General features: G+C 63.0%; 24 protein-coding genes. 15 read left to right on the top strand and 9 right to left on the bottom strand.

Going from position 1 to position 25,764, the window contains the following annotated elements:
• Positions 1–4: 4 nt before the first annotated feature.
• Positions 5–1,210, top strand: a complete 1,206-nt coding sequence (locus ACTHXA_RS11485; RefSeq protein WP_441672477.1) for an MFS transporter — start codon at positions 5–7, stop codon at positions 1,208–1,210.
• Positions 1,211–1,300: 90 nt separating this feature from the next.
• On the opposite strand, the gene ACTHXA_RS11480 is transcribed toward ACTHXA_RS11485, so the two are convergent.
• The 3 genes from ACTHXA_RS11480 to ACTHXA_RS11470 form a co-directional block, all read right to left on the bottom strand.
• On the bottom strand, positions 1,301–2,269 hold the full coding sequence (locus ACTHXA_RS11480; RefSeq protein ID WP_441672475.1) for a sugar ABC transporter substrate-binding protein: 969 nt from the start codon (positions 2,267–2,269) through the stop codon (positions 1,301–1,303).
• 97 nt (positions 2,270–2,366) lie between these two features.
• Complete coding sequence (locus tag ACTHXA_RS11475; RefSeq protein ID WP_441672473.1) at positions 2,367–3,362, bottom strand: ABC transporter permease; 996 nt, start codon at positions 3,360–3,362, stop codon at positions 2,367–2,369.
• A complete protein-coding gene (locus ACTHXA_RS11470) occupies positions 3,355–4,872 on the bottom strand; it encodes a sugar ABC transporter ATP-binding protein (protein ID WP_441672471.1) in 1,518 nt (505 codons plus the stop codon). The genes ACTHXA_RS11475 and ACTHXA_RS11470 overlap by 8 nt, the downstream gene beginning before the upstream one ends.
• Before the next feature lie 205 nt (positions 4,873–5,077).
• On the opposite strand from ACTHXA_RS11470, the gene ACTHXA_RS11465 reads away from it, so the two are divergent.
• Together ACTHXA_RS11465 and ACTHXA_RS11460 are read left to right on the top strand one after the other, a co-directional pair.
• The gene (locus ACTHXA_RS11465; RefSeq protein WP_441672469.1) at positions 5,078–6,211 is read left to right on the top strand and encodes an FAD-dependent oxidoreductase; all 1,134 of its coding nucleotides are present in this window, start codon (positions 5,078–5,080) and stop codon (positions 6,209–6,211) included.
• Between the two features lie 23 nt (positions 6,212–6,234).
• Complete coding sequence (locus tag ACTHXA_RS11460) at positions 6,235–6,729, top strand: MarR family winged helix-turn-helix transcriptional regulator (RefSeq protein ID WP_441672467.1); 495 nt, start codon at positions 6,235–6,237, stop codon at positions 6,727–6,729.
• Between the two features lie 14 nt (positions 6,730–6,743).
• Here ACTHXA_RS11460 and ald read toward each other — a convergent pair whose 3' ends face one another.
• Entirely contained in the window at positions 6,744–7,856 is a 1,113-nt protein-coding gene (ald, locus tag ACTHXA_RS11455) for an alanine dehydrogenase (protein ID WP_441672465.1), read from the bottom strand.
• Between the two features lie 146 nt (positions 7,857–8,002).
• On the bottom strand, positions 8,003–8,851 hold the full coding sequence (locus ACTHXA_RS11450) for a helix-turn-helix transcriptional regulator (protein ID WP_441672463.1): 849 nt from the start codon (positions 8,849–8,851) through the stop codon (positions 8,003–8,005).
• Positions 8,852–8,951: 100 nt separating this feature from the next.
• On the opposite strand from ACTHXA_RS11450, the gene hxlB reads away from it, so the two are divergent.
• Both hxlB and hxlA read left to right on the top strand, forming a co-directional pair.
• Positions 8,952–9,530 (top strand): 6-phospho-3-hexuloisomerase, encoded by a 579-nt coding sequence (hxlB, locus tag ACTHXA_RS11445; RefSeq protein WP_441672461.1) that lies wholly within the window; start codon positions 8,952–8,954, stop codon positions 9,528–9,530.
• A gap of 70 nt (positions 9,531–9,600) precedes the next feature.
• Entirely contained in the window at positions 9,601–10,224 is a 624-nt protein-coding gene (hxlA, locus tag ACTHXA_RS11440) for a 3-hexulose-6-phosphate synthase (RefSeq protein WP_441672459.1), read from the top strand.
• Between the two features lie 93 nt (positions 10,225–10,317).
• On the opposite strand, the gene ACTHXA_RS11435 is transcribed toward hxlA, so the two are convergent.
• Entirely contained in the window at positions 10,318–11,223 is a 906-nt protein-coding gene (locus ACTHXA_RS11435) for a LysR family transcriptional regulator (RefSeq protein WP_441672457.1), read from the bottom strand.
• A gap of 153 nt (positions 11,224–11,376) precedes the next feature.
• On the opposite strand from ACTHXA_RS11435, the gene ACTHXA_RS11430 reads away from it, so the two are divergent.
• From ACTHXA_RS11430 to ACTHXA_RS11410, 5 genes are all read left to right on the top strand, one after another.
• Positions 11,377–12,615 (top strand): M24 family metallopeptidase, encoded by a 1,239-nt coding sequence (locus ACTHXA_RS11430; RefSeq protein ID WP_441672455.1) that lies wholly within the window; start codon positions 11,377–11,379, stop codon positions 12,613–12,615.
• Complete coding sequence (locus ACTHXA_RS11425; RefSeq protein WP_441672453.1) at positions 12,612–13,862, top strand: aminotransferase-like domain-containing protein; 1,251 nt, start codon at positions 12,612–12,614, stop codon at positions 13,860–13,862. The genes ACTHXA_RS11430 and ACTHXA_RS11425 overlap by 4 nt, the downstream gene beginning before the upstream one ends.
• On the top strand, positions 13,859–15,106 hold the full coding sequence (locus ACTHXA_RS11420) for a M20 family metallopeptidase (RefSeq protein ID WP_441672451.1): 1,248 nt from the start codon (positions 13,859–13,861) through the stop codon (positions 15,104–15,106). Before ACTHXA_RS11425 ends, ACTHXA_RS11420 begins: the two co-directional genes overlap by 4 nt.
• 61 nt (positions 15,107–15,167) lie before the next feature.
• Entirely contained in the window at positions 15,168–16,592 is a 1,425-nt protein-coding gene (locus ACTHXA_RS11415; RefSeq protein ID WP_441672449.1) for an MFS transporter, read from the top strand.
• 198 nt (positions 16,593–16,790) lie between these two features.
• On the top strand, positions 16,791–17,543 hold the full coding sequence (locus ACTHXA_RS11410; RefSeq protein ID WP_441672447.1) for an SDR family NAD(P)-dependent oxidoreductase: 753 nt from the start codon (positions 16,791–16,793) through the stop codon (positions 17,541–17,543).
• 111 nt (positions 17,544–17,654) lie between these two features.
• Here the strand turns inward: ACTHXA_RS11410 and ACTHXA_RS11405 are convergent, their stop codons facing one another.
• Together ACTHXA_RS11405 and ACTHXA_RS11400 are read right to left on the bottom strand one after the other, a co-directional pair.
• Positions 17,655–18,254, bottom strand: a complete 600-nt coding sequence (locus ACTHXA_RS11405) for a helix-turn-helix domain-containing protein (RefSeq protein ID WP_441672445.1) — start codon at positions 18,252–18,254, stop codon at positions 17,655–17,657.
• Between the two features lie 6 nt (positions 18,255–18,260).
• Positions 18,261–19,418, bottom strand: coding sequence for a trans-sulfuration enzyme family protein (locus ACTHXA_RS11400; protein ID WP_441672443.1), 1,158 nt, complete (start codon positions 19,416–19,418; stop codon positions 18,261–18,263).
• A 207-nt stretch (positions 19,419–19,625) separates the two neighbouring features.
• Between ACTHXA_RS11400 and ACTHXA_RS11395 the strand changes: the two genes are divergently transcribed.
• From ACTHXA_RS11395 to ACTHXA_RS11375, 5 genes are all read left to right on the top strand, one after another.
• Positions 19,626–20,522, top strand: coding sequence for an ABC transporter ATP-binding protein (locus ACTHXA_RS11395; protein ID WP_441672441.1), 897 nt, complete (start codon positions 19,626–19,628; stop codon positions 20,520–20,522).
• A complete protein-coding gene (locus ACTHXA_RS11390; RefSeq protein ID WP_441672439.1) occupies positions 20,515–21,393 on the top strand; it encodes an ABC transporter permease in 879 nt (292 codons plus the stop codon). The genes ACTHXA_RS11395 and ACTHXA_RS11390 overlap by 8 nt, the downstream gene beginning before the upstream one ends.
• A gap of 102 nt (positions 21,394–21,495) precedes the next feature.
• Positions 21,496–22,692 carry an MFS transporter gene (locus ACTHXA_RS11385; protein ID WP_441672437.1) on the top strand — a complete coding sequence of 399 codons (1,197 nt, stop codon included), beginning with the start codon at positions 21,496–21,498 and terminating at the stop codon, positions 22,690–22,692.
• Positions 22,693–22,738: 46 nt separating this feature from the next.
• Entirely contained in the window at positions 22,739–23,674 is a 936-nt protein-coding gene (locus tag ACTHXA_RS11380) for an NADP-dependent oxidoreductase (RefSeq protein WP_441672435.1), read from the top strand.
• Positions 23,675–23,716: 42 nt separating this feature from the next.
• A complete protein-coding gene (locus tag ACTHXA_RS11375; RefSeq protein WP_441672433.1) occupies positions 23,717–24,670 on the top strand; it encodes a quinone oxidoreductase family protein in 954 nt (317 codons plus the stop codon).
• Here ACTHXA_RS11375 and ACTHXA_RS11370 read toward each other — a convergent pair.
• A complete protein-coding gene (locus ACTHXA_RS11370; protein ID WP_441672431.1) occupies positions 24,667–25,716 on the bottom strand; it encodes an FUSC family protein in 1,050 nt (349 codons plus the stop codon). The genes ACTHXA_RS11375 and ACTHXA_RS11370 overlap by 4 nt on opposite strands.
• Positions 25,717–25,764: the final 48 nt, after the last annotated feature.

Raw genomic sequence — 25,764 nt, 5'->3', positions numbered from 1 at the left:
CGCAGTGAGTGTTGCACCGTTTCGCTGGGGAGCGCTGCTCAACATTGTCGTGCTCGCAGCGACGCTGCGCGCAGCCATCGTCGCGTTTGGGCCCGCAGCCGATCGCATCGGCGCAGATCTCGAGCTCTCGAGCGTCGAACTCGGACTCCTCGGAGCACTGCCACTGATTGCCTTTGGCTTGGTCGCCGCGGTCGCCCATCGGCCGATTCGCTGGTTCGGCTTCGATTTGCTCGCGCTGCTGTCGCTCGTGACGCTCGCGATCGGCATCCTGACCCGCCTCATTCCGGATTCCTGGGCCATGTGGGTGGGCACCGGCGCGATCGGGGTCGGTATCGGTGTGCTGAATGTGCTTGCGCCCGCATTTGTGAAGCGCGATTTTCCCACCAGGTTGCCGCTGGTTACGGGGATGTATACCGCTTCGATCGCGGCGGCAGCGGCAACCGGGATCGCGCTCGTGATGCCGCTCACGCTCGCCTTCGATGGAAACTGGCGGATCGGTTTGGCCGCATCGCTGCCGGTGGTGCTGCTGTCGATCGTGTTGCAGGCGCGGCGCTATTTCGTTGAGCGGGCGGCAGCTCGAGCCGGTGCGGCGTCGAATGCGCCGGCGCTGGTGGTGGATGCTGGCAGCCAAACTCAGGGCGTGAGCCTGTGGCGCTCCCCCATCACCTGGGCAGTCACCGCCTATATGGGCATCCAGTCGCTCGCGTTCTACGCCTTTATTAACTGGGCGCCACTGATTGAAATGTCCTTCGGCTACACCGAAGCCGAGGCGAGCACGCACCTGGCCCTGAACCAGATCTTGGGGATTCCCGGTTCCCTCATTGTCATGTTCGTGATGCAGCGCGTACGCGATAACCGCTTCGTCGCAGTCGGATTGGCGCTGCTGGGAACGGTCCCCTTTTTGGGGATGCTGTTCGCACCACAGCTCATTCCGCTGTGGACGCCGCTACTCGGGGCAATCACGACGAGCCTACTCGGGGTGGCACTCGCGCTCATTGGTGAGCGCTCGAGTTCGAATCAGGCCGCCGCCAAACTTTCCGGAATGGCGCAGTCGATTGGCTATCTCATTGCCGCCCTCGGCCCCGTGCTCATTGGCGGGCTCTTCGAGATCACCGGCAGCTGGATCCCGGTGCTGTGGTGCTTCGTGGGCTGCATGATCGCACTCGCGGCAGCGGGCTTCATTGCGGGACGCGATCGGACTGTCGGCTAAGCGCGGAAACGCAAAATCTTGGTCACATATGTGACCAGTCTGTACCTCAGACCGAACATATGTGACCAAGATTTTGGCGGATAGGCGGTGCTACTCACAGAAGGCGGGAGCCTCTTCGATGTTGTCTGGGGTGACCAGCAACACGGGTGACTGCGAGACCTTTTCACCTTCCGGGTCCTGCAAGAGGTTGACCGCGTTGACGATCGAGTTTGCACCGAGCTGCGCGGCCGAGTCCGACACAGTCGCCGCGAAGGTGCCGTTGGAGACCGCGTCGAGGCCCGCATCCGTCCCGTTCGTCGTGACGATCTGGGCGTCGGAACCGGCGGCATCCAGTGCGGTCTGCACGCCAAAGGCCATGTCTTCGTTCAGTACGAACACGTAGTCGAGGTCCGCGTTCGCCTGAATGATGTTCTCCGCGACCGACTGTGCCTCGCCGCGGTTGAACATGCCCGGCTGGTTTGCGATCACCGAAACATTGTCACCAAGCGCCTCTTCGAATCCGGCCGCGACAAAGTCGCTCGAGGCGCCCGGCGCACCGGCAACCACTGCGGCAGTGGCATCCGCGCCGCCGCTATCTTCATTGACCCAGTCGGCGGCAAGTTCACCAACGAGCGCGAGATCCACAACCGTGGCGCCGAGCACAGAGTCGAGATCGTCCGTCATAACCGCGGTCAAATAGATCGGCACACCCGCATCCGTGGCGGTGCGAATTGCACCCTCGAGCGAGTCGACGCTGACCGTGTTGAGCACGATCGCATCCACGTCGCGCGAGATCATGTCTTCAACATTCGAAATCTCAATGGTCGCATCCTGGCCGGAGGTGGCGGTGAGGATCTCAACGCCCGCTTCGGCGGCACCGGATTCTGCGCCGTTGAGTAGGCAGGTGCCCCACTCGTTGTCGGCGCTGCCGATGAACCCGATCGTGAGGTCGCCTTCACCGCCGCCGGCGGCGGCTTCGCCGCTTTCACCGGTGCCGCCACCCGAGCTGCAGCCGACGAGCAGCATGCCGGCGATGGCGAGGCTCGAGCCAAGGAAGAGTCCGCGTCGTGAATTTTTCATAGTTTCCTTTCCGAAAACACGTCATCGTGTTTTGCGACTTCGACCGATTGGGCGAAGAGATTTCGAGATGAGTTGTGGGATGACTACTGGAGCGTGGTTAGAGTTTTCGTCGTCGCCACTGCACGACGTTCATGATGGCGGCGATGAGCAGGACCGCGCCGACCGACATGTCTTGGTAGTAACTGGATACGCCGAGCAGGTTGAGTGCGTTGGCCACGATGCCGAGCAGGAGCACACCGAGCACGGTGCCGATGATGCTGCCCTTGCCACCGACCAGCGCGGTGCCACCGATGACCACGGCCGCGACCGCTTGCAGTTCGAGCGCGAGCCCGCCGACGCCGGGGCTTGCCGCGCCGAGCCGCGCGAGCATCATGACTCCCGCGAGCCCTGCGAGCAGGCCACCCGCCGAGTACAGCAGGATCTTGTTCCGCGCCACGGGGATGCCGGTCAACCGGGCAACTTCTTCATTGCCACCCATTGCGAAGGTATTGCGACCGAATGCGGTGTACCGCAGCACGAGGCCAACAATCACGCAGATGACGATCGCGGCAAGCAGGATATAGGGAATGCCGAAGACAGCGCCGTTACCGAATTCGTAGAGTTTGTTCTGCGCGGAGACGCTCAGGCCGTCGATCACGAGCAGAGCGAGCCCGTCGAGCAGTGTCGCAGTCGCGAGGGTCGCGACAAAGGGTGTCACTTTTGTATACGTGACCACCAACCCGTTCACGAAGCCGATTGCGGTCGCGCACACGAGTCCGATCATGATGGCGAGAAACGTATCCACCTCTAGTGTCAGCATTTGGGCGACTATGCCCATCGTCACCGCGAGGTTGCTGCCGAGGGAGAAGTCGATTCCGCCCGAGATCATGAGCATCGTGAGGCCCGCGGCGAGCACCGCGAGCACGCTCACTTGGCGCAGCACATTGACGAGGTTATTTGCGGTGAGGAATGAGTCGGTTCCGATGGAGGTGATGATCACCGCGACGATAATCACGGCAATCAACCCAAGGTGCGCCGTGTTCAGGGTGCTGACCTTCGGAATCGAGGACTTGGTGATGGCGCTCACGGGCGCGGTAGTGGTGTTCTCAGGCACGAGCGGATTCTCCGATGGTGAGTGCGACGAGTTCGTCGCGAGTGACAGATTCAGCGTCGCGTTCAGCAACGATGCGACCGCCGTTTACCACGACGATGCGGTCAGCGAGGCGAAGCACCTCGTGGACGTCGGACGAAGACAGCAGGACCGCCGCTCCGCCCCCCGCGAGTTGGTCGATTTCACGGTGGATGTCTTCCTTCGCCGCGATATCGACCCCGTTGGTGGGTTCTTCAAGAAAGATGGCGTCGGGCTTGTCCGCGAGCCATTTGGCAAGCAGCACTTTCTGCTGGTTTCCGCCAGAGAGCATGGACACGAGCGGGTCCTGCCCGATGGTCTTGACCCCAAACGCATCCCGCAGCGATTTCGCGCGCCGGTGCAGGTCGGGCCAGCTCACGAGTGTGCGACGCTCCTTGCGGTCGCGTGCCATCAGGATGTTCTCGTCGACACTCAAGCCGCCGACGAGCCCCTTGCTCAGGCGATCTCCCGTGACGCAGCGCAATCCACTTCGCAGTGACTTGCTCACACTGCCGAACGGCACGGTCTTGCCGTTCACGGTCAACTCCCCCGCATCCGGAATCGCCGCACCCGACAGCGCGCCGAACAAGACCGCTTGGCCGTCGCCCGCAGGACCGAGCACGGCGACGATTTCGCCCGCGCGAACCGCAACGCTAAGCCCTTGCAACCGCCGCCCCGCGCTCAAGCCCTCGATCGCGATGCGCTCGGCACCGGGTGTGCGATCCGCGCGGTCGGGCCGAGTCTGCACCACGTCGCTGCCGACCATGGCGCGCACGAGAGTTGGCACATCCAACTCGGAGCGCGGCACGGTGAGCCGCTTGCGGCCGTCACGCATGATCGTGACGCGATCGGCGAGCTCGAGAATTTCATCCAGGTGGTGCGAAATGTAGATGATGGCGCGGCCACGCGAGCGCAGAAGTTTGACGAGCTCGCGCACGCGCTCGGCGGCCGCACCGCCGAGCGTCGCGGTTGGCTCATCGAGAATCAGGATGTGTCCCTGGTGATTCTCGCGGGCAATTTCCACCATGGTCTGTTCCGCCGAAGTCAACAAGCCCGCCGGGGTGCGCGGATCAATGTCGAGGCCGATTTCCGCGAGCAGCTCACGCGATTGCTCGTTGACCTGCGCCCAATCAATCACCCCGCGACGCTTGGGCAGCCGTCCGATCAGGAGATTCTCTCCGACCGTGAGGCTGTTCACGAGGTTCCGCTTTTGCGGCACCGTCGCGATGCCGAGTTCGCGGGCTTTGCGTGGCGTGAGCGAATGCACTTCCTCACCGTCGATGAGAATCTCACCGTCGTTCGGGTTGATGCTGCCATTGATGGCGCTGACGAGAGTCGATTTACCGGCGCCGTTCATGCCCACGAGGGCGTGAATTTCGCCTGCCCGAAGGTCGAAGTCGACGTCGCGAAGCGCCGCGGCGCCGCCGAAGTGGTTCGAGATTGAGCGCAGCTCGATGACTGTCTTGGGTTCAAGTTCGCGGTCTTGGTTCACCATGCCTCCTGCGTCGCTGCAGATGAGTGGTAGTCAGCGGCTTCGCTGCCTACCCGGTTGTCGTGCGGCTGACAGCTGTGTCGACCGCGTGATGAAATTCAAACTAGCGCGATTTAAATATATATGCAAACATATGTTCCTAGGCGGTCCCCGAGGATGGGAATCGTGACATCAAGAACAAATCCCAACAAAGGTGTAGGTGATTCGAATGACTCGAGGCAAAGTACTCATCGTTGGCGGCGGCATCGGCGGACTCTCGACCGCAACCGCGCTCGCACAGGCCGACTACGACGTTCGCGTAATCGAACAGCAAGAAGACATGCACTCGTCGATCTTCGGCGTGGGCATCATCCAGCCCATCAACGCCCTTCGCGCACTCAAGATGCTCGGGGTGCTCGATAAGTGCCTCGATCAGGGATTCCCTGCCGAAGCCTGGGGTGCCACATACGATGTGGACGGCAACTTCAAGCACAGCATGGCGGGCTCCAAGATCGACGACGAGGACCTCCCGCCGATGAACGGGCTCACTCGCCCGAAGCTGCACAAGATCCTCACGGATGCGACGCTCGAAGCCGGTGCGCGCATCGACTACGCCACGAAGTTCACCGACCTCACGAACCACGAGGACCGCGTCACCGTGGAATTCGCCGACGGCTCGAGTGAAGACTACGACTTCGTCGTTGGCGCCGACGGCGTGCGTTCACAGGTCCGCCGCTACGTCCTCGATGAGCAGATTCAGCCGAAATACATCGGCCAGTCTGCTTACCGCCTCAACATTCCACGCGAGCCGGAGATCGACCGAATCATCCTGCAGGAAGGCCCGAAGGGAATGGCGGGGCTCGTGCCAATCGGCAAGGATCTCGCGTATCTCTTCTTCAATGCGGAGATGCCGCGTGAGGGTCGCCCCCAGGGTGCCGAACTCGTCTCTTCGCTCCGCGAATACCTTTCGGACTACAAGGGCATTACCGGTAAAGTTCGCGACAAGTACCTCAATGAGGATGCGGACATCGTGCTCCGTCCCGAAGAGTCACTCATGGCCTATGGCGAGTGGCACAAGGGTCGCGTGGTCCTCATCGGTGACGCGGTGCACGCCATCACGCCACACCTCGGCCAAGGCGCAGCGCAGGCCATCGAAGACGGCGTTGTGCTTGCTGACAGCCTCGTTCGCACGGACTCACTCGAAGAAGGCTTCATCGACTACACCGAGCGTCGGTTCGAGCGCTGCAAGCTCATCGTCGAGACCTCGCTCGCAATCGCCCAGTGGGAAACCGGTCACCTCGATGGCTTCGACAATGTCGCCGCCACGAACCACGTCCTCGAAGTCATGGCGCAACCGCTCTAGCGCGCGATTGCTAGGCTCGGTCCATGACCGATCTGCACGACACTGCGCGGGGTACCGCGCCTGACACTGTCGCGGCCGCTCCAGTAGAACTGGATGCGGCCGCGCGTGACTTCACGGTCACCCTGCGTGAGCTCGCGTGGACGATTCACTACCGCGTCCCCGATCGGGCGAGCGTCCCATCCACCGAACTCACGCTGCTCAAGCAGATTATTGACAAGCCGGGCTCGACTGTTGGCGAGCTTTCGGCGGCATTGAATATTCGCCAGTCGAATACGAGCACGGCGATCCGCTCGCTCGTGAGCCGCGGTTTCGCCGAGCGCGTGCCGGATGAGACCGATAAGCGAGTCGTGCACATTGAGGCGACCGAACTCGGCGTGATGGAGCACCTCGAGATTGCGCACGCCTGGGCGGCGGGGTTGGACAGCGCGGTCGCGTCACTTTCGCCGGCGCAGGTTCAGGACCTCATGCGAGCACGGGATGCGCTGCAAGCGCTCGAGCGCGCCATTCGCAAGGTTTAGACCCACCTGATTCGCTACGCGCCCACGCTCTCGCGGTGACCGTTCGCGAGTTCCGGGAAGGCCTCCGCAACGCCCAGATAGACGATCCGTCCGTCCCTGACATTAACGCCAGCCGCGAGCGATGCATCCGCGGCGATCGCCGCCGCCACACCCCGATCGGCCATTTGGCGAACATAGGGCAGCGTCACATTGGTCAGCGCGCGGGTTGCCGTCTGCGGGACCGCGCCGGGCATATTCGCGACGCAGTAGTGACGGATTCCTTCGACTTCGAAGATCGGCGATTCAAAGGTGGTGGGCCGCGATGTTTCGAATGCACCGCCCTGGTCGATTGCGACATCAATGAGCAGTGCCGTGGGTCGCAGGATTGAGAGCTGTTCGCGACGCACCACCTTGGGTGCGGCCCGACCCGGAACAAGCACGGCACCGATGATGACATCGGCTTGCGCGAGTTCCGATTCGAGGGTGTGCGGGTCAGACATCAGGACGCGAGCACGCCCCTCGAAGATGCCGTCGAGTTGCCGGATGCGTTTTGCCGACATGTCGAGGATGGTCACCTCGGCCTGCATCCCGAGTGCGAGGTGCGCGGCCTGCGTACCCACCGCTCCCCCGCCGATGATGAGCACACGCGCCGGAGCAACTCCGGGCGCGCCGCCGATCAAGAGTCCGGGACCGCCGTAGTGACGCATGAGTTGCGTGGCGGCGGCGTGTGCTGCGAGTCGGCCCGCGATCTCACTCATCGGAGTAAGCAGCGGCAACCCGGTTTCGTCTTGCACGGTCTCGTAAGCAATGGCGAGCGTGCCCGCTTCGACGAGCGCCTCGGTCAGCGCGCGGTCGGCGGCGAGGTGCAGATACGTGAACAGCGTGAGGTCGGCGCGCAGGAAGCGGTATTCCTCGGCAATGGGCTCTTTGACTTTGAGCATGAGTTCAGCCTGCGCCCACGCGGAGTCGCGGTCGGTGAGCTCCGCACCGGCAATCGCGTACTGTTCGTTCGGGTAGCCGGATTTCTCGCCTGCGCCGCGCTCCACGAACACCGTGTGTCCCCGGCGAACGAGGTCGGTCGCACCCGCCGGGGTGAGGCCAACGCGAGTTTCTTGCGGCTTGATTTCTTTGACAACTGAGATTCGCACGACAGTGTGTCCTTCGCTAAGTAGGTATGTAGCCGGTGAGTACGTCACGGCTTGCGCACCAATGTATTGCCGCGCAGTCCTAAAGAGAAGTGGATGCGAATTACCGATATTCGTAAGCGCAGCTTAAGTATCTGTTTGAGGCGCTTTTAGTTGCGAGCCAGGGCAGCGAGCTCTCCGCGCGAGCGTGCACCGACCTTTCGAAGCAGATTCGACACGTGGAATTTCACGGTGTTCGCAGAGATGCCCAGCTGCGTCGCGATGTCCTGATTTCTCGCGCCCTCGGCCACGAGCCGCAGCACCTCCCGCTCACGCCCGGATAACTCGGCGGAGTCACTGAGCGGCTCCGGCGTTGCTGGTGGGTCCAGCGGCAGCCGAATGTCGAGCGAGGACCCCCAGCCCAGCGTGGATTCCACATCCACATCCCCGTTTAGTGCGCTCACATGTTCCGTGACCGGACGCAGCGAATCGTCATGCACGGTCAGTTCTCCCGCACCGTCATCACGAATTCCAATCAGCAGGTTCAAACCGTCGCAATCCCATTGGATGCGCACCCGCTTCGCCTCGCCCGAATCAACGAAGGCGAGCACCACGCTGCGGACGATCGCCCGCGCCGCGTGCGCCACTTCGCTGGGGAGCGCACGGCCGGATGCGGGAGGTTCCACGAATTGAATATCAAGACCACCGAATCGCACCAGCGGCCGGAGATCGTTCTGCAGCCGCGCAAAGGCCCCCACCACCGGCTCCAGCATGCTGCTTTGCTGCTCATCCGTGGCCATTCGGAGTTGCACGAGCGAGGTAGTCGCGACCTCGATCGCCATCGCGCGTGCGGTGCGATCATCGACACGATCGGCGCGAAGAATCGCGAGCAGATTCTCCAAGGTCACTGCGTGCCGATCTACTTGCGCAGCCATCACGCGCGCATGCTCCTGAACGAGCCTGCGAGAAGCTGCGGAAGGCACATCCACATCGTCAGTCATGGCCACATCTTTAGTCATGATCACACCCTACCCGCCACTACCTTCCCACCGTTATGGGTAGGTAGAACCGTCCGTCCTGGCAGGTCCGTTCGCGGGCGAATGCCATCAGGATTGGCATATGGACGTTATGAACATCGGAGTTGACCACTCGCTGAATCGCATCGGCGGCGAGGTCCAGCAGGTAATCGACACACTCGAGCGCACCGACCCGCATCAGCTCGATGCGGTTGCGGATCTCATCGCGAGCGCACCGCGAATCTTCCTCATGGGCGCGGGCCGATCGGGGCTCGCGCTCAAGATGACGGCAATGCGCCTGATGCATTTGGGCCTCACCGTCCATGTGGTGGGGGATGTGACTTCGCCCGCGATCGGTCCGGGCGATCTGCTGCTCACCGCAAGCGGCTCCGGGACCACCGGAGGCATTGTTCGTGCTGCCCGCACCGCAGTCGACACCGGTGCGAGTGTCGCGGCGATTACGACCTCACCGTCCTCACCGCTCGCGGTCCTCTCGAAGGCCACGCTCATCGTGCCGGCGGCCGACAAACTCGACCGCAGCGGCTCCGCATCCGAGCAATACGCTGGCTCGCTCTTTGAACAAATCGTCGTACTACTCGGAGACGCGATCTTCGACACCCTGTGGCACCGCAGCGCCCAAAGCGCCGACGAGCTCTGGCCTCGCCACGCCAATATCGAGTAGCCACGCTGCGACCCGCCACAGCATCCCTAAAACCACCCCACAACAGCATCCTCAAAACAGAAGGAACACTATGAAACTCCAATTCGCTATGGACACCCTGACCACCGAAGCCGCGCTCGAGCTCGCTGCCGCTGCCGCACCGCACGTCGACATTCTTGAGCTGGGTACCCCGCTAATCAAGAACGCGGGCCTTTCTTCGGTCACCGCAATCAAGCAAGCGCACCCCGACAAGGTCGTCTTCGCGGATCTGAAAACTATGGATGCGGGCGAACTCGAAGCCGATATCGCGTTCACCGCAGGCGCCGACCTTGTCAGCGTGCTCGGCTCGGCAGGTGACAGCACCATCGCGGGTGCCGTCAAGGCCGCCAAGCAGCACAACAAGGGCGTCGTTGTTGACCTCATCGGGGTATCCGACAAGCCGAAGCGAGCAAAAGAGGTCGTCGCACTCGGCGCTCAGTTTGTCGAAATGCACGCGGGTCTCGACGAACAGGCCGAAGAGGGCTTCACCTTCTCCACGCTGCTTCGGGACGGGGAAGCTTCGGGCGTACCGTTCTCCGTGGCTGGCGGCATCAACGCGACGACGATTGAGTCGGTCCAGGAATCGGGCGCGCAAGTAGCCGTGGCTGGCGGCGCAATCTACGGTGCACCGGACGTCGGTGCGGCAGCCGCGCAGTTGCGCGCGGCAATCAAGTAGTCACACGCGCAAATAGGCGGACACGCGGCATCATTGGGCCTCGGGGATTATGCGTCCTCGGGGCTCAATGAGGTTTTCGGGATTCCGCAACGGTCACCCGAACGCAGTCACGTCCTTCATATGCGCCATAAATGCCGCAACGGCGGGTCGCCTATCGCCACCGCGACGCATCACCGCGAAGACATCGCGGTAGAGATCGCCGCTCGTATCCGCGGGCCATTCGAATCGGTAGTCCGCGAGATTACTCGCGCGTATTCGCTCGTCTTGCGCGACCATATCGGGCAAGAACACTGCGGCGAGCCCCTCCGCCGCAAGGTCGTAGTGCAATCGCAGATCCGGGGATTCGAATAACACCCGCGGCGAAAATCCAGCGCCGTGGCACATCCGCTCCGCCCACACCCGCGCGCCGCTCCCAATCGGCTCGAGCATCCACGGCAGCTCTGCCAGCTCGGTCACTGACGCCACCTCGCTCGGGACATACACCGAAATCGCGTCCCGCAAGAGAAACGTCGAGGTCATCTGGGTATCGGTGGCGCGAGGGATGCCGGGATATTCATCGGTGACCGCAATGTCCGCTCGCCGGCCCGCCACAGCTTCAAGCGCCTCGGTCGGCTCCACGTGTGCGAACTCGACCACCACGTCGGGATGCGTCTCACGCATCCTTCGCAGGAGTTCCGGCACGTAGCGAATCGCGAATGTTGAGAACGCGGCGAAGCGGACCACACCCTGGACTCGCGAACGCCGCAATTCCAGGTCGGCCTCCGCATCCTCAAGGATCTCTTCCACTTGGCCGACTCGTCTCGCGAGCAACTGCCCCGCCGGAGTGAGCTGCACGTTCCGGCCGATGCGTTCGAGCAGCGGCATGCCCACTTCGGACTCGAGTTTGGTGAGCTGCTGCGAAATCGCAGAGGAAGAGATCCCGAGTGCACGCGAGACCCCCACGAGGCTGCCGTGCCGCTCCAATTCCCGCAATAGGCTCAGCTTGCGAACATCGAGCATGTTCCTCCCCCACGTTTGACACCGTCGTCAGCATACTTAAGTACCACTTAAGCATATTGGGAAGTTGCACCGGCTTCCTCGAAAGAGTGTCAAGCAATACAGTTCCATCAGAGGCAACGGTGCCACGCCCATCCAGGTAGAAAGAATCACGATATGACCACGGTTAACGACAGCACCGCGTTCCCCATCCCATTCGGGGAAAGCGAGTACGCCGCCCGCCAAGAGCGCGTGCGCGAGGCTGCTCGCGCACAGGGTTTTGATGCGCTGCTCATTGCCGACCCGGCAAACCTCTACTACCTCACCGGGTACAACGCCTGGTCCTTCTATACCCCGCAAGTACTGCACCTACCCGTGGACGGTGAGCCGACCTTCATCCTCCGCGAAATGGATGCGAACGGCGCGCACCGCACCGCGACCGGGATCGCACTCGAGAATGTCCTCGGCTACCCCGAGAGGCTCGTGCACCAGCGCGATTGCCACCCGGGGCAGTGGATGGGTGAGCAGCTTCGCGAGCGCGGGTTCGGGCAGGCAGCGCGAGTCGGTTACGAGGGCGAAGCGCATTTCTTCGCCGTGCGAACCTTCCGCTCGCTGCAGGAGTCGCTGCCCGAGTGGGATCTGGTCGAATCACACGACCTCGTGAACTGGGTGCGGCTGGTGAAGTCTCCCGCCGAGATTGAATACATGCGGGCCGCGGGCCGCGTGTGCGATTTCGCGCTGCAGGCCGGGGTCGACGCGCTCGCCGCCGGTCGCCCCGCGAACGAGGTGGCCGCCGCAATTCAGTACGCCCAGGCCTTCGGCCCTGGAGCTGCCGGCGACAAGCCCGCCGTGGACGGCGACTACCCCGCAATCGTGCCGATGCTCCCCACCGGTGCGGGCGCCGACACACCCCACCTCACCTGGAGCAAGACGCCGCTGCCTGCCGGGGAGGGTATTTCTTTCGAACTCGCCGGCGTGCACCGCCGCTACCACGCACCGATCGCGCGCACCGCAGTAATTGGCACGCCCACACGAGAACTCGAGCAGCTCGCCGCCGCAACCGTGGCGGGGATCGAAGCGGCACTCGCTACCGTCCGCGCGGGCGCCACCGCCCACGATGTGTCTGCCGCGTTCACTGCGGTGATCAGCAAGGCCGGGTATAGCAAAGCCTCCCGTCTCGGCTACTCGATCGGCATCGGCTTCCCACCCGACTGGGGCGAGCGCACCGTGAGCCTGCGCCGCGATGACCAGACCGTGCTGCAAGAAAACATGACCTTCCACCTCATTGCGGGGATGTGGATGACCGGCTTCGGGTTCGAAGCCTCCGAATCGATCCGGGTCACCGCATCCGGCGTCGAACAACTCACCACCGCCCCACGAGACCTCATCGTCGTTCCGAATAGGAGTCACATATGAACGCCAACACGTTGATCAAGCCCGAGAACACGACCTGCCCACGGCTTTCTTCGCGCGTCGAGCAGCTCCACGGCTCGGTTATCGATTCGTCGACCTCGCTACTCGCCTCGCAGACGCACGATATTGTGCGCTTCGCGATGGGCGCACCGAACGCCGAGTTGATCCCCGAAGCGGACTTCGCGCGACTCTTCGCAGCTCCCACGGCTGGCCGCTTCGACTACGGCGCGACCGAGGGTGAGCCCGAGCTCATCCGCGAGGTGGCCGCGCACCTGCAGCGACGCGGACTTGCGACCGACCCCGAGCGCATCCTGATCACCACCGGTGGGATGCAGGGGCTCGACATTGCCTTCAAGCTCCTCATCGACGCGGGCGACACCGTGGTTGTCGAAGCGCCGACCTACACGAACGGAATCGGGACCGCGCAGAGCTATCAGGCGCGCATCCTCGAAGCTCCGATCGACGCGGCTGGCATGGTCGTCGAAGACCTGCCGCGGCTCGTCGCCGAACACGGCCAGACGCCCAAGGCGATCTACACTGTACCGAACTTCCAGAACCCATCCGGCACCACGATGTCGCTCGAGCGCCGCCTCGAGCTGCTGCGGCTCGCCGAAGAATGGGATGCCGTGATCGTTGACGACGACCCCTACGGTTCGCTGCGCTTCGAGGGCGAATCGGTGCCGAGCTTCGCCGAATTGAGCCCCGGCAACCCGCGGATTATCCAGGTGCGCACCTTCTCAAAGGTGCTCGCGCCGGGCCTTCGAATCGGTTGGATGGAACTCGACCCCTCGCTTCGCCAGCTCGCAATCAACGCGAAGCAGTCGATGGACACCTGCACCGGAGTGCCGATGCAGCACATCGTCGCCGACTACCTCGCCGAGGGCGCACTGGATGCGCACGTCGACCGACTGCGCGGCGTCTACCGCGAGCGCAAGTACGCGCTGCTGGACTCCCTGCGCGAGGTATTCGGCGAAGACGTTACCGCCACGAACCCCGAGGGCGGCTTCTTCCTGTGGCTCACGCTCCGCGGTCGCTATGCGGAGGTGGATGCGGAAGAACTCTTCCCGATCGCCTTGCGTCACGGCGTGGCCTATATTCCGGGGCCCGCATTTACGGCCTCGGGAACCTTCCGAAACGCGCTGCGCCTGTGCTTCGCCACCTCAACCCCGGCTAGAACCCACGAAGGTGTGACGCGTCTACACGCCGCGCTCGAGGAGGCCGTGCACTCTTCAACCGGAGTTGCCGCGTGAATGCACACACCCCTCCGGAGGCCATCGTGGACAACGCAGTTGACGACATCCCCATCACCGAGCGCGTGCTCAACCGGATTGATCCGGAAGCGATCGCGCAGCTCGCGAGCGACCTGATTCGCGCCGCGAGCGAGAATCCCGGTGGGAATGAGGAGGCGGTCGCCCAACGAATAGGCGTGTCGCTGCGGGTGCTGGGCGCCCGTGTCGAGGTGGACTATGTCGAAGCCGACCGGCCCAACCTCGTCGCGCGACTCGGCCCGAATGACGGCGAGGGCGGCATCCTCTTCCTCGGGCACAGCGACGTGGTGCCAGCCGGCGCAGGCTGGAGCGGCGACCCCTTCGAGCCGCGACGCTTCGGGGATGAACTCTTTGGGCGCGGTGCGGCCGATATGAAAGGCGGTCTTGCCGCCGTGATCGCCGCGATGCATGCCGTGCACGCGGAGGCGCCCGATATTCCGATGACCTTCGTGTGCACCGTCGACGAGGAGGTCGACGCGAAAGGTGCACTGCGCTACATCGACACGGTCGCTCCCGGAAACTACGCGGGCTGCGTCGTCGCCGAACCCACCGGGCTCACGGCGATTACCGCCTGCCGCGGCGCCACCAATCTGCGGGTGGACATCACCGGCGCGAGCGCACACGCAGGGAAACCCGAAGAGGGCGCGAACGCGATCTACGCCGCCGCCGACCTCGTGGCGGCAGTCGAAGCCGACCACGAAAAACTCCACGGCGCGAAACACCCCGTACTCGGTTCGGGCGACTGGAATGTCGGCATGATCGAAGGCGGTCACGGCACATCCATCGTCCCCGACCGCTGCAGCGTCTCGATTGACCGTCGCACGCTACCCGGAGAAGACCCCGAGGGGATCCTCGACAACTTGCTTAGCGAGGTGCGCGAACGCCATCGCAACCATGCCCGCCCGGGCACCGAACGCATCCAATTTGCAGGCACCGTCGAAATGACCATGCCGGGCTTTTTGACCGACCCCGAAAGTGACTTCGTACGCCTCGCTTGCGAGTCGGTACGCGAGGTTGGCGGCCCCGGAGATACCGGGGTGTGGTCTGCATCCTGCGAGGGAGGATTCCTCGCCAATCATCACAATGTGCCCACAATTGTGCTCGGACCTGGGGATATTACGGGACAAGCACATCAGCCGGATGAGAGAGTATCTGTCACAGAACTCCACATCGCGGCTCGGGCTTTTGCCTTGATTGCACTGCGGCTTGGTGCAATCACCGACTGAACACCAACCAGGAGTTCGATCGGAAACTCTCGCTCGATCGCCAATCTGTAAAGGAGCAGACATGACACACGAGCAATCTCAAGCACAGTCGCTTCCCCCGATTACTCGGGAGATCGACCTGACACCGATGCAAAAGAAAACCGCGCGGAAGTCCGTCGCGGGTTCGGCAATCGGTAACGCCATTGAGTGGTTCGACTACGGAATCTACGGCTACCTCGTGGTCTACATTTCGCAGTTGTTCTTCACCTTCAATGACGACGCCGGGGCGCTCCCGCGCATCATGGCGTTCGCGACCTTCGCGGTGTCATTCCTCGTGCGACCGCTCGGCGGGTTCATTCTCGGGCCGTTGGGCGACCGCATCGGTCGACAAAAAGTGCTCGTGTTCACGATCATCATGATCAGTGTGTCCACGGCGGCAATCGGACTCTTGCCCACCTTCGACAACGTCGGATTCCTCGCACCAATTCTGCTCGTGTTGCTCCGCATGGTGCAGGGGTTCTCCGCGGGTGGCGAATACGCGGGTGCGGCTGTGTTCATGTCCGAGCACGCCCCCGATAATCGACGCGGGTTCTACGGCTCCTTCCTCGAGTTCGGAACGCTCGCCGGGTTCAGCGGCGCCGCGATTCTCTGCACCACGCTGACGCTCATTGTCGGCGAAGACGGGATGATGGCCGGATGGTGGCGTGCGCCATTCCTCGTGACGCTACTGCTCGGTCTCGTCGCACTCTGGATGCGCAGCAGTCTCGAAGAGTCCGAGACCTTTACCGAGGACTCGGCTCACACCGACGCGAATGCCTCGGCGTGGAAGTCCTTTGCGACGCTCATCCGCACCTACCCCGGACAGCTGCTCAAGCTCATCGGTTTTGTGGTGCTCATCAATGTTGGCTTCTACCTCGTGCTGACCTACATGCCCACGTACCTGTCGGCGACGCTAGGACACGGGGTGGTCGAATCGAATATGACGCTCGTGATCATTCAGCTGGTGATGATGGCGATCATTGTGCCGTTGGGGGCGCTGAGCGACAAGATCGGACGAAAACCGCAGCTGATCGTCGCGAGCCTCGGAATCGCCATATTCTCGATTCCCGCGATCATGCTCGTGAACATCGACAGTGTCTGGGCGCAGCTTGCCGGAATGGGCATCCTCGGCATCTTCCTCACGATGATTCTCGCGACGATCTCCTCGACGATGCCAGCGCTCTTCCCGACCGCAGTGCGCTATTCCGGCTTCGCAATCGGCTACAACCTGTCGACCGCGATCTTCGGTGGTACCGCCGGTGCGATCAATGAGGGGCTGGTCGCCGCAACCGGGGACTTCTTGATGCCCGGTTACTACCTCGCCGCTGCCGGCGTTATCGGGTTCATTTCGATTCTCACCTTCCGTGAAACCGCCGGACGCTCGCTGCGCGGCAACGTCATTCCCGGCAGCGACGACCACCTGCGCCTTGCGCAGGGCGAAACCCTCATCGGCGCCAAAGCGAAGTAGCGGCGCTACCTCCTCCCGCAGAGTGGTCACTCCTTGTTGGTATCGGCGGAAATAGCAACAACCAGTGACCATTCTGCAAAACGGCCTTCAACAAAGTGGTCACTGCTTGGGGTTATCCGCAGTTTTAACCCTAAGGAGTGACCACTTTGCAAGGTGCGTGCAAGAAGACGAAACAACAACTGCTCCTGAAAGGACACCATGACTGCCACACGTGTCGCGCTCGTGACCGGATCAACCTCGGGAATCGGCATTGAGATTGCCCGCAGACTCATCGCGGATGGGATGACCGTGGTCATCAGCGGACGCTCCCAAGAGCGAGGAGCTGCGGTCGCGAGCGAGCTCGGTGACGGCGCCACATTCATCCAGGCTGATCTCACGCAGCCGGGCACACCGGCAAAGCTTGTCGAGGACACGGTCCGCCAACACGGGCAGCTCGACGTGCTCGTGAACAACGCCGCGATCGACCACACCGGTCCGCTGCTCGACACGCCGGTCGAAGAGATCCGCAATACCTTTGACACCAACTCGTTCGCGGCAATTGAGTGCCTGCAAGCGGCAGGTCGAGCAATGCGCGAGCGTGGCGAAGGCGGCGCGATCATTAATGTGACCTCGCGGCTTGCGCACATCGGCGTCCCGACAATGGGGATTTATAGCGCAAGCAAGGGTGCCATGCGATCGCTCACGACTGCTGCGGCCGTTGAACTCGCGCCACTGAACATCCGCGTGAACTCCGTGGCACCGGGCATGACCCGGACACCGCTATACGAGGAATGGGTCGCCGAACAGGAGGACCCGCAAGGCACCGAGGAGTTTGTGGCCGGAGCCATCCCGCTCGGACGCATTGCAACGCCCGAGGATGTGGCCGGCGCGGTCGCCTACCTTGCAAGCCCGGCAGCCGCGTATCTCACCGGAGTACAGATCCCAGTGGACGGTGGCTATATCGCAAAGTAGGCGACCGGCTTCGCACCCGCCCGGAACCCATCTCCGCCGCGGTCAGCAGAGCAACGGCGTGTAGACAACCAACCTCACAGCGGCCCGGCGCCACCCCAAGTAGGGGCCGCCCTAGCGACTGCCATTTTGCGGCGACACCGCACGTCGAGGCGCAGCGTTCTTGCCGAGCACGACTAAGTAGCGGCATTCAGCGTCACCCGGATTCATGAACTTGCAGTCCACGGGATTGCCGAGATGCAGGCAGTCGCCGACTTCTAGTTCGTGGGTCTGCTCTCCTTCGACGAAGCGCAACTGCCCGTCGAGCATCCAGATCTGTTGATCAATGAACTGATAGGCCTCCGCCGGATACGACACTTCCGCACGCGGCGGAAGCACAACATCCACGAGCTCGACCGCGGCACTCGAGGCTGGCGAAACCGCACGACGCTCGTAACCGGTGTCGGGATCGACCCAAGTAGCCTGCTGCGCAGTACGTCGCAGCCGCGAGGAATCCCCCTCGGCACGCGCAATCAATTCTGAGAGCGTCATCCCGAGCGCCCCCGACAGCTTCGCGAGCAAGACCGCGGTGGGCTGCGCATCCCCTCGCTCAACCTTGGAAATCATGGCGCGCGAAACACCGGAGGCCTCGCCAAGCGCAGCGACCGTGAGCCCTCGAGCCTTGCGAGCCGATTGCACCGTCGCCGCAAGTGCGGCACTGAGCTGGTCAGACACGACAGCTCAGCCGAGCACTCGGCGAATGGATGCGTCGAGATCGGCCCACAGGTCATCGACATTTTCGATGCCGACGGAGACACGGCAGAGGGTCATCGGTACACCGGCAGCCACTTCGGGTTCCCAACGGGTTCGCCGTTCGATCAGCGTTTCGACACCGCCCAAGCTCGTCGCGTGCGCGAGCAGGCGAAGTCCGTCGAGAATCTCGTCCGTCTGCTCGGCCGTTCCCGCGACCTCGAAGGACAGCATATTTCCGCATCCCTTCGGAAGCACCCTGGCAGACAACTCGTGCTGCGGGCTACTCGGTAGGCCCGGATAATTCACCCGTGTGACGTGCGGATGCTCGCTGAGCCGACGAGCGAGTTCACCCGCATTTGCTTCGGCTTTGTCGAGCCGCAAGGCGAGAGTACGAAGGCCCCGCAGTGCCAGAAAAGCCTCCAGGCCACCCGGAACCGCACCATGGTCGTGGCGGTGAGTCGCGAGCGCCTGCGCCCGCTCGGCCGAGCGACAAATCGCAATGCCCATGAGCACATCATTGTGGCCGCTAATGAGCTTGCTCGCGGAATGGATGACGATGTCGGCACCCAAATCAAGCGGTTTCTGGCGCAGCGGCGTCGCGAACGTCGAATCGACCACCGTCATGGCACCGTTCCGACGGGCACCCTCGATAATCGCCGGGACATCGGACACGAGCATCGTCGGATTAGCGATGGATTCCAGCCACACCATGTCGGCACCTGCCGCAGCCGCGATGACCGCGTTGGTGTCCGCGGCGTCGACGGTGCGAACCGTGAGCCGGCCGTTCGCTTCGGCACGCGCGAAGAGGTTCGTCACGCCGTAGTAGGCCACACTCGGCAACACGACAGTGCCACCTGCCGGAACGAAATCGAGGACCAAATTGACGGCGGCAAGTCCGGATGCGAAGGCGACGGCCGTACCTCCCTCGAGCGCACCAATCGCGGTTTCGATCGCACCCCAACCATCGTTTCCGTCGCGACCATAGGCACGCTCCGTGTCATGCATATAGGTCGTGCTGAGTACGAGGGGAGGATTCGTCGCGGCGCCATCAACCCGCGCGGGTCGCCCAGCCTGGACGGTCAGAGTGTCGTCGCTCCATTCGGATGCGAGTGCGAGCATCTCCGGATAGGCGGATGCTTGAGTCATTGATACTCCTCGGTCAATGAGAACGGGCGGGGTTCGTTCATGAGTTCGGGCTGGATTGTGGCCCGAACATGCACCTCAATACTGTCACTATAAGGATGTTCTTATCTACTATCTGAACCAGACAGCCGCCGCAAACCTAGTCAAAACTGCCGAAAGATGCCAAGCCCAGAGTGTTACGCTGACCGCCCGCCAGGGAAGGACAATGACGTGACCACCAGTGCGACAGGGCAGGCCAGCGCGAAAACACAAAGCAGCGTGACCGTGCAAAACCTCACGAAACGATTTCGCGACGTGACTGCGGTGGACGACATCTCCTTCGAAGTCCCGGCGGGAAGCGTGTTCGCGTTCCTCGGTACGAACGGTGCCGGGAAATCCACCACGATCAATTGCCTCACGACGGTCACCGAGTTCGACCGCGGCACGCTCAACGTCGCGGGGCAGGATGTCGTCACGCAAGGTGATGGGGTCCGCAAAGCGATCGGCGTGGTCTTCCAAGAGTCCATCCTTGACGACTTCCTCACAGTGCGCGAAAACCTCACGCTTCGCGGGCTGCCCTACTTCTCAAATCGCCAGGAAGTCCGCGAGCGCCTCGAGGCCCTTACCGAGATCGTCGAGTTGCACGACCTCCTCGATCGCCGCTACGGCAAGCTCTCGGGCGGCCAAAAGCGGCGCGTGGATATCGCCCGCGCGCTCCTGCACGACCCCAAGATCCTCTTTCTCGACGAGCCGACCGCGGGGCTCGATCCCGGCAATCGGCGACTCGTGTGGCAAACCGTGCAAGACCTTCGCGAACGCACCGGGCTCACGGTCTTCCTCACCACGCACTACATGGAAGAAACCGAGCAGGCCGAGCGCGTGTGCATCATCGACCACGGCAAACTCATTGCCCAGGGCACACCAGCGGCCCTGCGCGCCAAACACTCCTCGAGCATCCTCACGCTCACCACAGCCGAAGGCACCAAAGAGATATCGGTACCCGACGCTGCCGCAGCCCGGCGCATCCTGACCGAACAGGGCGACGCAGTGCTCGACTTCGAGTTCCGGCACGGGCGCATGGACGACGTCTTCCTGAACCTGACCGGACGGGAGAGCGCCGATGTCTAATGTGCTCGCGCTCACGCAACGCAATCTCTTGAGGTATATCCGCGACCCAATGAACGTGTTTTTCTCGATGCTCGGCGCGCTGATGGTGTTCCTGCTCTACGCGCTGTTCCTCGGGAACCTGCAAGTAGAATCCATCGCCGCCACCGCTCCCCAGGCGGAAGAGGCGCAGGTGCGGCAGTTCGTGGATGCGTGGATGTTCGGCGGCATCGTCGCGATTTCGGCGATGACCACACCGCTCGGTGCGCTGACCATCTTTGTCGAGGACGGCGTCACGAAGCGCTTCCAGGACTACCTCGTCTCCCCCGTCACGCGCGGCCAGCTCGCGCTCGGCTTTCTGTTTTCCGCCTTGGTGATCGGCACCGGCATGACCACAATCGTGCTCATCATCGCGCTCGTATACCTGTGGGTCGGCACCGGACTCCTCCTCAGTATCGGCGCAATTGCGTCGATCGTGGGCTGGATGCTGTTGTCAGTCGCGGGGTTCGCCGGCCTGTGGTCATTCATCGTGTCCTTCATCCACACCAACGGTGCCTTCGCCGCGGTCTCGACGATCGTCGGCACGCTCGCCGGGTTCGTAAGCGGCTCCTATGTTCCGGTGGGGCTATTCCCGGATGCGGTGCGCGAGGTGATCAGCACCTTGCCGTTCGCACATTCTTCGATGCTGCTCCGTGAGCAGTTCGTGGGCGACACCCTCGAGAAAATGCTCGGAGGACACGAAGAGGGCACCGCGGCGCTCGAGATCTTCTTCGGCGTGCGGCTGGTGGTCGGCGACTGGGAGGTCCCGGTGTGGTTCGCAGCCGGAGCCCTCGCGGTAATCGCGCTCGTGTTCACCTGGCGCGCATCCCGGCGCATTCGCAACCGAATTCAATAGCGCGGCCCCGGTGCGCAGAGCCCGGCCCGCAGCTTCGGTCTGACGAATTTCGTAGAGTGGTGCGGTGACCTCTCGCAATACTTCTGGAATCGCAGTGCGCAATTGAGCAAGAACGGACGTTTACGGCTGCCTCGACCGGCCGCCTTTATCGCGGCCACACTGGCGCTGATCGGCTGTTTCTTCGCGTCAGGCGTACCGGTTCCGCTCTACAACATTTTTCGCGTCGAGGATGGGATCACCGACGCCGATCTCGCACTCACCACGGTCATGTACCTCCTGGTCACGGCGCTGTCGCTGCTCGTACTGGGCCGGCTGTCGAACCACCTCGGCCGGCGCGCGGTGGTGATTGGCGCGCTCGTGTTCGCGGTTGCGGGTTGTGTCGTGCTCACCCAGGTTCATTCGCTGCCGGTGCTGATCCTCGGGCGCGTCCTGCAGGGCATCGCTTGCGGAATGGCATCCGCCGCGGCCGGTGCCATGGTTGTCGATCTCGCACCGCGCACCCGGCTGCGTTGGCTGCCGGCTGTAGTCACGAGCAGCGCTCCCCCGTTCGCGATCCCGGTCGGCGCGATCTCCTCGAGTCTGCTCGTTGAATTCGCGGCCGCGCCGCGCATCCTCAGCCTCTCGATCACCGCGGGAGTCTTACTCTTGCTGATTCCGCTCGTGGTGTTGGCACCGGAAACCGTGTACCGACGCCCGGGCGCCCTGCGTTCCCTCATTCCGCGCGTGGAAATCCCCGAGGGCTCCGGCCGGGCGATCATCACCGCGGGCGGCGCGATCCTGGCGTCTTGGTCCTGGGGCGGTTTCTACCAGTCCTTCGCGCCCGGGCTCACGAGCGACTACCTCGGCACCTCGAGCGCCCTCATGATCGCCATCGTGTTTTCCTCCTACACCCTGCTCGCGCCCATCGGCGGCAGCATCAGCACAAGATTCCCCACCACCCCGGCGCTTCGCACGACGCTCGTGCTGTTCGTGATCGTCACGGGTTTCATTGTGGTCACCCTGCACGCGGGCGCAATTGTGCCGTTCCTGATCGTCAGCGTGCTCGCGGGGTTCTTCAACGGTGCCGCGAATAGCAGCGGGATGCAAGGAGTGTTCGTCCACGTCAAACCGGAGCAGCGCGCGGGGACGCTCGCGACGCTCTACCTGATTTCCTATTCCTCGGCGGCATTGCCCGGACTCTTCGCGGGCGAGCTCTCGAGAAGCATGGCGCTGCCCGATCTCGCGACGGTGTACGTCGGGATCTCGATCGTGGGTACCGCGATTGCGTTCATCGGCAGCCGCAGACCGAAATCGGCTTAGCGCCGTCTCACATCGAACCCTTGGCCGAAGCGGGCAACATTGCTTCATGGACAGGCGTTGGGTAGCAACAGAGTTTGGCGGCAATATCGATTCGCTCGATTTCCAAGCGCACGAGGTACCGCCGCCCGGCTCGGGCGAGGTCACGGTCGAGGTTCGCGCCGCGAGCATCAACCGTTTCGATACCAAGATCCTCAGCATCCTGAGCGATCCGGCGAAACTGCCGTACCCGCTCGGCGTCGAGGTTTCCGGCGTCGTGACCGCCATTGGTGAGGATGCGCAGCCCGCCTCGGGTGCGCTGGCGGTCGGCGACGATGTGCTGTCCTTCCGGGTTCGCGGCGGATACGCGACCCGAGTGAATGTCAGAGCAAAGGACGTTTATCTCAAGCCCAAGAACCTCTCCTATGCGGAAGCCGCCGGGCTGCTGCTGGTCGGAACGACCGCCGCAGAAATCCTGCACCGGGTGAACCCGCAGGCTGGTGAGACCCTGCTGTTGCACGGCGCATCCGGAGCCCTCGGCGAAAGTGTGCTGCAGCAAGCGGCACGACTCGGGCTCACCGTCATCGGCACCACTTCCGCTCGTAACGCGAAAAATGTCAGCGATTTCGGCGGTATTCCGGTGACGTATGGCCCCGGACTCGCCGATCGCGTGCGCGCGGCGGCACCCGAGGGCATTGATATCGCCCTGGATGCGGCGGGCACCGATGAGGCGACCAATGTGTCCCTCGAGTTTGTGCCCGACCATCACCGCATCCTGACGGTGGTGCGCGGAGATCTCGCCAAGACCTACGATTTCCACTACATCGATGGCAGTGGCGAGGGGCGTGTGTATCGCGATTCCGTGAGCCCCGAGTTGATTGCGATGGCGGCGGCAGGAACGCTCACCGTGCCGATCGCACGCACCTACGCGCTTTCCGAGGCCAAGGTTGCACTCAAACATATTGAGTCGGGGCAGGCTGGCGGTAAAATCGTCCTGCTCGCCTGACTCGAACAAAGCATCCAGCCCGGACCACTACTATCGCGGACTATGACGAACGAAGCGGTAGATCAGCGTTGGGTTGCCACAAAATTCGACGGGCTCGACGCACTCGAGATGCAACCTGTTGAGGTGCCGCCGCCCGCACCCGGCGAAGTTACCATCAAGGTCAAAGCTGCCGGGGTCAACCCGATCGATCTCAAGATGCTCGGCCGCCTCGGCAACGACCCTTCAAAACTGCCGTGGCCGATCGGCTTTGAGATTGCCGGTATCGTCACCGCAATCGGACAGGATGCGCAGCCAGCGGCTGGCGAAGTCGAGGTCGGTGATGAGGTGGTCGCTTTTCGTATCCCAGGTGGATATTCGACGCGGGTGAACGTGCCCGCAAAGGATGTGCTGCCGAAGCCGCCGACGGTGTCTTTCGATGAAGCCGCCGGGCTGCTCCTTGTGGGCACCACCGCGGCCGAGATGCTGCATCGAGTGAACGCGCAGGCTGGCGACACGATTCTCTTGCACGGTGCATCCGGCGCACTCGGATCGCTCGTGCTGCAGCTGGCCGCACGCATTGGCGCGCGGGTTGTCGGCACAACCTCAGAGCGGAATGCCGAGAATGTCAGCCGCTACGGCGCGATTCCGGTGGTCTACGGTGAGGGCCTCGCGGATCGCGTTCGCGAAGCCGCCCCCGACGGCATCGATATCGCTCTGGATGCCGCGGGCACCGAAGAAGCGCTTGCCGCTTCCCTGGAGCTGGTCGCCGACCGGCAGCGCATCCTCACCGTGGTGCGGCGCGACAAGGCTGAGGAACTCGGGATTGTCTATATCGGCGGCGGGCTGCCCGCGAGCACCGAGTTCCGTGACAACGCTCGCGGCGAGCTACTCGACCTTGCGGGTGCCGGTGAGATTCGTGTGCCGGTGTCGCACCATTTCAAGCTCGCCGAGGCGAAGTTCGCGCTCGATCTCGTGGTGAACGGAAGCGCAGCCGGGAAGGTTGTGTTGCGGCCTTAGTTTTCTTCCGCAGCTTCCTCCGGGACAAGCCCCAGGCGAATCCGCCGGAGGTCTTCCATGAGCGCACCGATCAGGATCCAGTTGCCACCCTGCGGCGGCCGCAGTTCCAGCGGTGCGGTGAGCGCAGGAATCATCGAGGTCATTGGATCGGGGTTCACGTCAGCTTCATGCACCGCGAGTCGCACATCGTGCGCGGCTCGGTCGAGCTGATCCGCAATGTCATGCGTGGCGGGCTCGTCCGCGAGCGAGTCGCTGTAGTGGTCGAAGTACGCGCGGGTCATGCCGAGTACCTGCGTGCTAATTGGTGAGAGGACCTCATCGAGCAGTCGCTTCATTTCCTCGAGATCCGCGCGATGCTTGGAGCGTCTCGGGTTGAGCATGAGCGATTCGAAGCCCGCGTCGATGGCCTCGGCAGCCGCATCCCGCATCGGTCGAATCAACCGAGCCTCAATCATGAGCCCCTGCAACTCTCCGGGAGTATGTCGCTCGACCAGCGCATCCGCGAGCCGCACCATCGTTGCCGCCGTCTCGGCACCGAGCGCCGCGAGCTTTTCCCGAGCGGGACCCACGAGCACCGGCGGCACGATGAGCATGTTGACGGCGATGCCCACGACCGCGCCGATGACCGTTTCCACGATGCGAAGCAGCGAGTAATCCAGACTCCCCTGGCCGAGGGCGATCACGAGCATCGCGCTAATCACCATCTGGTTCGCGACCCCGGGTGAGGCACGCACTACCCAGGCCGCTGCGAGCGCCACGATGAGTGATACGAGCACCGCCCACGACTCGGTGCCAAGCAGCAGCGTCCCCAGGATCGCGATCACTACGCCCAGGACAACGCCGAGCGACCGCTCGATTCCTTTTTCGAGCGATTGGTTCACGCTTGGGGCGACAACCAGGAGCGTCGCGATCGCCGCAAAAATCGGCATATCGACCTGCAGCAGGAAGCTTGCGGCAAACCAGGCAAGCACGATCGCGACACCGGTTTTCGCAACCTGCAGGAGCGGTGCTCGACTCTTGATCCGCAGCGCCAAGGAGAGCTTCATAGTGTTCAAGGCTAGCCTTTGCCCAGCACAACTCATCGAAAGCGAGGC

The sequence above is a fragment of the Gulosibacter sp. genome (genome assembly GCF_052090685.1).
In the GTDB taxonomy this organism is placed as follows: Bacteria; Actinomycetota; Actinomycetes; order Actinomycetales; family Microbacteriaceae; genus Gulosibacter.
Note: the sequence above shows the minus strand (reverse complement) of the source record. Positions and strands in the feature narration are given on the sequence as shown.

Excerpts from the sequence above, each read along its gene's own strand:
- ACTHXA_RS11460 (WP_441672467.1), top strand. The coding sequence starts at position 6,235 with ATGACCGATCTGCACGACACTGCGCGGGGTACCGCGCCTGACACTGTC.
- ACTHXA_RS11470 (WP_441672471.1), bottom strand. The coding sequence starts at position 4,872 with ATGGTGAACCAAGACCGCGAACTTGAACCCAAGACAGTCATCGAGCTG.
- ACTHXA_RS11380 (WP_441672435.1), top strand. The coding sequence starts at position 22,739 with ATGGACAGGCGTTGGGTAGCAACAGAGTTTGGCGGCAATATCGATTCG.
- hxlB (WP_441672461.1), top strand. The coding sequence starts at position 8,952 with ATGGACGTTATGAACATCGGAGTTGACCACTCGCTGAATCGCATCGGC.
- ACTHXA_RS11400 (WP_441672443.1), bottom strand. The coding sequence starts at position 19,418 with ATGACTCAAGCATCCGCCTATCCGGAGATGCTCGCACTCGCATCCGAA.
- ACTHXA_RS11415 (WP_441672449.1), top strand. The coding sequence starts at position 15,168 with ATGACACACGAGCAATCTCAAGCACAGTCGCTTCCCCCGATTACTCGG.
- ACTHXA_RS11435 (WP_441672457.1), bottom strand. The coding sequence starts at position 11,223 with ATGCTCGATGTTCGCAAGCTGAGCCTATTGCGGGAATTGGAGCGGCAC.
- ACTHXA_RS11410 (WP_441672447.1), top strand. The coding sequence starts at position 16,791 with ATGACTGCCACACGTGTCGCGCTCGTGACCGGATCAACCTCGGGAATC.
- ACTHXA_RS11480 (WP_441672475.1), bottom strand. The coding sequence starts at position 2,269 with ATGAAAAATTCACGACGCGGACTCTTCCTTGGCTCGAGCCTCGCCATC.
- ACTHXA_RS11370 (WP_441672431.1), bottom strand. The coding sequence starts at position 25,716 with ATGAAGCTCTCCTTGGCGCTGCGGATCAAGAGTCGAGCACCGCTCCTG.
- ACTHXA_RS11465 (WP_441672469.1), top strand. The coding sequence starts at position 5,078 with ATGACTCGAGGCAAAGTACTCATCGTTGGCGGCGGCATCGGCGGACTC.
- hxlA (WP_441672459.1), top strand. The coding sequence starts at position 9,601 with ATGAAACTCCAATTCGCTATGGACACCCTGACCACCGAAGCCGCGCTC.
- ACTHXA_RS11375 (WP_441672433.1), top strand. The coding sequence starts at position 23,717 with ATGACGAACGAAGCGGTAGATCAGCGTTGGGTTGCCACAAAATTCGAC.
- ACTHXA_RS11450 (WP_441672463.1), bottom strand. The coding sequence starts at position 8,851 with ATGACTAAAGATGTGGCCATGACTGACGATGTGGATGTGCCTTCCGCA.
- ACTHXA_RS11425 (WP_441672453.1), top strand. The coding sequence starts at position 12,612 with ATGAACGCCAACACGTTGATCAAGCCCGAGAACACGACCTGCCCACGG.
- ACTHXA_RS11390 (WP_441672439.1), top strand. The coding sequence starts at position 20,515 with ATGTCTAATGTGCTCGCGCTCACGCAACGCAATCTCTTGAGGTATATC.
- ACTHXA_RS11430 (WP_441672455.1), top strand. The coding sequence starts at position 11,377 with ATGACCACGGTTAACGACAGCACCGCGTTCCCCATCCCATTCGGGGAA.